We start from the raw sequence: 4,671 nt of genomic DNA on the forward strand, positions 1-4,671 counted from the left end.
GGTTCGACACGACATCCTCCTGGTCGGGTTGGGACACCAAGCCCGTTCACCCCACCAGGGGGATGTCCTGAATCTCCAACCCGCTCAGGTCGTTACTACCGCCCTCCTCGCCCGTCCGCCCGTCCGCCCGTCCGCCCGGTCGCCCGGTCGCCCGGTCGCCCGGCCGCCGGCGAGGCGCTGCCGGGCGTGGCGACCACGCAGCGTCAGGGACGCGCGGCGCCACGCCCGCGATCACGGACGATCTCGTTCCCGAGGCACGGTGTGTCGCGACGAGCACGCCTACCGTTCCCCGGGTCCGGGCGGTGCGTCCCGCTCCGCCAGGAGCGGCCGGCCGGACGCCGCCGAACTCCCTGCCGGCAGCCGGCCGGCCGAGGGACCGGGGACCCATCGCAGTCCCGGGGTGAAGCACGCGTGGCCGCAGGCGGCCGCCGTGCCGGGCGTCTTCCCGCCCGAACCCGTCAGCTAACCCGGTAGGCGGCCGTGGAAGAGAGGAACACCGCCGCCCCATGGCGCGCTCGCACGTCCCCGCCCGCCGGCTCCCCGGCACCCGCACCCTCCTCGTCCTCGCCGCCGCGGGCAGCCTGGCCATCGCGCCGGCCCCGGCGCTGGCCGCTCCCGAGGACCAGGCCCCCACCAGCTCCCAGGAAGCCGGCGAGCTGCTGGCCGCTCGGGCGCACGACCTCGAGGTGGTGACCGAGGAGTTCAACGAGGCCCGCGAGCGGCTGCGCGCCGCCGAGGCCGACGCGACTGCCGCGGCCGAGGCGGTCGCGGCCGCGGAGGCGGCGCTGGCCGGCGCACGCGACGACGTCCGTGACGTCGCCCGCAGCGTCTGGACCGGCGAGCGGCTCGGCACGCTGCAGGCGGTGCTCACCAGCGAGTCGCCCGACGACCTGCTGGACCGGGTGGCGTTCCTGCAGACCATCGCCGACCACACCAACGGCGTCCTCGACCAGGCGGTCGCCGGCGACGAGGCCGCCGCGTCCGCGCGGGCGCAGGCCGAGGCCGCCGCCGTCCAGGCCCGGGCGCTGCTCGACGAGGTCACCGCCCAGCAGGCCGCCCTCCAGGAGCAGGTCGCGGCGTTCCAGGCCGACTACGACCGGCTGGTCGCCGAGGAGCGGGCGGCCCGGGAGGCGGCCGAACGGGCCGCCGCCGAGGCCGCCGCGGAGGCCGCCGCGCAGGCCGCCGCCGGGCAGGCCGGGGACGACGCCGCCCCGGCTCCTGCACCGTCCGCCGGGCAGCCGGCTCCCGCCCCGTCGGCGCAGCCGGCCCGTCCGGCCCCCGCCGCACCTCCGCCGCCGGTCACGGTCCGCGCGCCCGGTCCGGCGGCGCAGGTGGCCGTGGACACGGCGCTGGCCCAGCGTGGCGACCCCTACGTCTGGGCAGCGGCCGGACCCGACGCCTTCGACTGCTCCGGGCTCACCTCGTACGCCTACCGGGCGGCCGGGATCTCGCTGCCGCACTCCAGCCGGATGCAGTCGCAGATGGGCACCCCGGTGTCCCGGGCGGACCTGCAGCCCGGCGACCTGGTGTTCTTCTACAGCCCGGTCAGCCACGTCGGCATGTACATCGGCAACGGGCAGACGGTGCACGCCTCCACCTACGGGCAGCCGGTGAAGGTCGCCCCGGTCGACTCGATGCCGGGCTACAACAGCGCCCGCCGCATCGTCTGAGTCCCGCCGACCGCCGAGCGGCCGGGGGCCCCGCCGGCCGCTCAGGCGCCGCGGCCCCGGTCCCCGGGGACGTCGGGCTCGACCGGCCCGTCGAGCAGCACGTCCTCCTCGATGACGACGGCCGGCTGTCCCGGGGCGCCCTCGCCCGGGACGACCTCGCCGACGACCACGGTCTCCTCGACCACCGCGGTCTCCCGGGGCGCCGGCGGTACCGCCGCGGTCTCCCGCTCCGGTCGCTCGGTGCCCGACCGCGTCGCCGCCACCGCCGCGGCGGCCGCCCCGGCGACCGCGGCCGCGCCGGCGGCGACCGCCTTGCCCGAGACGCCGGCCTTGCCGCTGTCGCCGTGCGACCCGACGGCGGCGTCCGCGCCGGGCGTGCCGACGTCGAGGTGCTCGTTGATGGCGCCCCGCCAGGCGCCGCTGGCGTACCCCTCGCTCTCGACCAGGGCCTTGAACCGCTCGAGGTCCGAGCGCACCTGGCGCTCGACGATCCCCAGGGCGTCGCCGGCCTTCTCGACCAGGCCCTCGGGCTCGTACTCCAGCTCCAGGTGCACGATCGTCGAGCCCGGGCCGGCCGGCTCGAACCGGACCGCGCCGGCGTTGGTGGCGCCGCTCGTGGCCGCCCAGGCGACCTTCGAGTCGGGTACCTGCTCCAGCACGGTCGCGTCCCACTCGCGGCGGACGCCGCCGATCTCGGCCACCCAGTGCAGGTGCGCGTCGTCGACCTGGCGCACCTCCCGCACGCCGCCCATGAACGCGGGGAAGTCCTCGAACTGCGTCCACTGGTCGTACGCGGTCCGCAGCGGGACGTCCACCTGCATCGACTTCTCGACCTTCGTGGTCATGCCGTTCCTCCTCGGGTCGGGGCTCCGGAAGCCGGACGGCGCGGGCATACCCCTCTCCTCGTGACCCGACGCCCCGACGGCGCGCCGCCCCGGGCAGGCTGGCCGGCGTGACCGCGCTGCCCCTGCCCCCGGTCCCCGCCCGGGTCGTCGCCGCCCCGATGGCCGGCGGGCCGTCCACCGCCGCGCTGGCCGCGGCCGTCGGGGAGGCCGGCGGCCTGGGCTTCCTGGCCGCCGGCTACCGCACCGCCGACGACGTGGCCGAGGAGGCCAGCCGGTTGCGCGGGCTCAGCTCGGCGGCCTTCGGCGTCAACGTCTTCAGCCCGACCCCGACCCCGCCGGAGGAGGCGGCCCGGGTGGGCGCGTACGCGGAGCTGCTGGCGCCGCGCGCGGCCGCCCTGGGCGCCCGGCTGGGCGAGCCGGTGCACACCGACGACGAGCACGACGCGAAGGTCGACGTCCTCGCCCGGCTGCGGCCGGCCGTCGTCTCCTTCGCCTTCGGCCTGCCCCCGGCCCGCTCGGTGGAGGTGCTGCACGCCGCGGGGGTGCCGGTCTGGCTCACGGTCACCTCGCCGGAGGACGCGGTCGCGGCAACCGCGGCCGGTGCCGACGCGCTCGTCGTCCAGGGCTGGGAGGCCGGCGGGCACCGCGGCGGCGGGTCCGACGCCGAGCCCGCGCAGCTGGGGCTGCTCCCGCTGCTCGCCCTGGTCCGCCGGGTCACCGGCCTGCCGCTGATCGCCGCCGGCGGGATCGCCGACGGGCGCGGCGTCGCGGCCGTGCTGGCCGCCGGCGCGTCCCTGGCCCAACTCGGGACGGCGTTCCTGCGCTGCCCCGAAGCCGGCACGGCCCCGGTGCACGCCGCCGCGCTCGCCGGGGACCGGCCGACCACCGTCACGCGGGTGTTCACCGGCCGGCGCGCCCGCGCGCTGGTGAACCGGGCGACGGCGGAGCTCCCCGCCGACGCCCCGGCCGCCTATCCCGACGTGCACGCGCTGACCCAGCCGCTGCGGGCGGCGGCGCGGGCGGCCGGAGACGCCGAGGAGCTGCACCTGTGGGCCGGCCAGGCGCACCGGCTCGCCGAGGCCGTGCCGGCCGGTGAGCTGGTCGCCCGGCTGGCCGCCGAGGCCCGGGAGGCGCTGGCCGCGGCCCGCTCCTAGACCAGCGGGCGCAGCGCCTCGGGCAGCGGGGTCGTGGGTCGGCCGGCCAGCCGGGAGAGGTCGCCGGTGGCCGATTCGAGGGCACCCTGCGCGATGGCGGCGTCCATGCCGGCGACGAAGCGCGCGGTCGGCTCGTCCAGCCCCACCCCGGTGAGGACGGCGACGTGCTCGTCCGTGGTGAGCCGCCGGTAGGAGACCTCGCGGCCGAGCACCTCGGCGCAGGCGGCGGCGAGCTCGTCGAAGGTCCAGGCGGTGTCGCCGGAGAGCTCGTACACCCGGCCCTCGTGCCCCTCGCCGGCCAGGACCGCGGCGGCCGCGGCGGCGTAGTCGGCGCGGGCCGCGCTGGCCACCCGGCCGTCCCCGGCGCTCGCCGAGACGGTGCCGGTGGCGGCGGCCTCCTGCAGGGCCTGCGCGTAGTTCTCGGTGTACCACCCGTTGCGGAGCAGGACGAACGGGACGCCGCTGGCCCGCACGTCGGCCTCGGTCTGCCGGTGCGTCCCGGCCAGCGCGAGCGGGCTGTCCTCGGCGCGCAGGATGCTGGTGTAGGCGACCAGCGCGACGCCGGTGCGGGCGGCGGCGTCGAGGACGGTGCGGTGCTGCTGCACCCGGGCGGCCGGGTCGGAGCCGGAGACGAGCAGCAGCCGGTCGCCGGCGGACAGGGCGGCGTCGACCGTCGCCGCGTCGTCGTAGTCGATCCGCGCGACGCGGACACCGCGGGCGGCCAGGCCGGTCAGCTCCTCGACCCGGCGGCCGCCGGCGACGACGTCCTCCGCCGGGACACCTCGCGCCAGCAACTCCTCGACCACGAGGCGGCCCAGGTGCCCGGTGGCCCCGGTGACGACGATCGACATGCGTTCCTCCTGCGGTGCATCGACGGGCACCGGCGTGCCCCTGCGGGCCGCAACCCCGCGCGCTCCCGAGGTGTTCCAACCTTCAACCTCTTCCCCGGCCGGCCCTTCCCGCCGAAGTGGCCACTTCGCCGGGACGTCAACCCTGGGTTGA

The 4,671-nt window shown here is 78.2% G+C and carries 4 protein-coding genes and 1 riboswitch; of the genes, 2 read left to right on the forward strand and 2 right to left on the reverse strand.

What is annotated here, in order from left to right:
• Positions 1-375: 375 nt before the first annotated feature.
• Positions 376-472: riboswitch (cyclic di-AMP (ydaO/yuaA leader) on the forward strand.
• Positions 473-506: 34 nt separating this feature from the next.
• Positions 507-1,670, forward strand: a complete 1,164-nt coding sequence (locus tag ACK586_RS11810; RefSeq protein WP_409330675.1) for a C40 family peptidase — start codon at positions 507-509, stop codon at positions 1,668-1,670.
• A 41-nt stretch (positions 1,671-1,711) separates the two neighbouring features.
• Here the strand turns inward: ACK586_RS11810 and ACK586_RS11815 are convergent, their stop codons facing one another.
• Positions 1,712-2,515: an SRPBCC family protein gene (locus ACK586_RS11815; protein ID WP_409330676.1), complete on the reverse strand. Its 804-nt coding sequence runs from the start codon at positions 2,513-2,515 to the stop codon at positions 1,712-1,714.
• A 107-nt stretch (positions 2,516-2,622) separates the two neighbouring features.
• Between ACK586_RS11815 and ACK586_RS11820 the strand changes: the two genes are divergently transcribed.
• Positions 2,623-3,669, forward strand: a complete 1,047-nt coding sequence (locus tag ACK586_RS11820; RefSeq protein WP_409330677.1) for a nitronate monooxygenase — start codon at positions 2,623-2,625, stop codon at positions 3,667-3,669.
• Here the strand turns inward: ACK586_RS11820 and ACK586_RS11825 are convergent.
• Positions 3,666-4,520 (reverse strand): SDR family oxidoreductase, encoded by an 855-nt coding sequence (locus tag ACK586_RS11825; RefSeq protein WP_409330678.1) that lies wholly within the window; start codon positions 4,518-4,520, stop codon positions 3,666-3,668. The two genes, ACK586_RS11820 and ACK586_RS11825, sit on opposite strands and share 4 nt — an antisense overlap.
• Positions 4,521-4,671: the final 151 nt, after the last annotated feature.

Source organism: Trujillonella humicola (genome assembly GCF_046233715.1).
GTDB classification, from domain to species: Bacteria; Actinomycetota; Actinomycetes; order Mycobacteriales; family Geodermatophilaceae; genus Trujillonella; species Trujillonella humicola.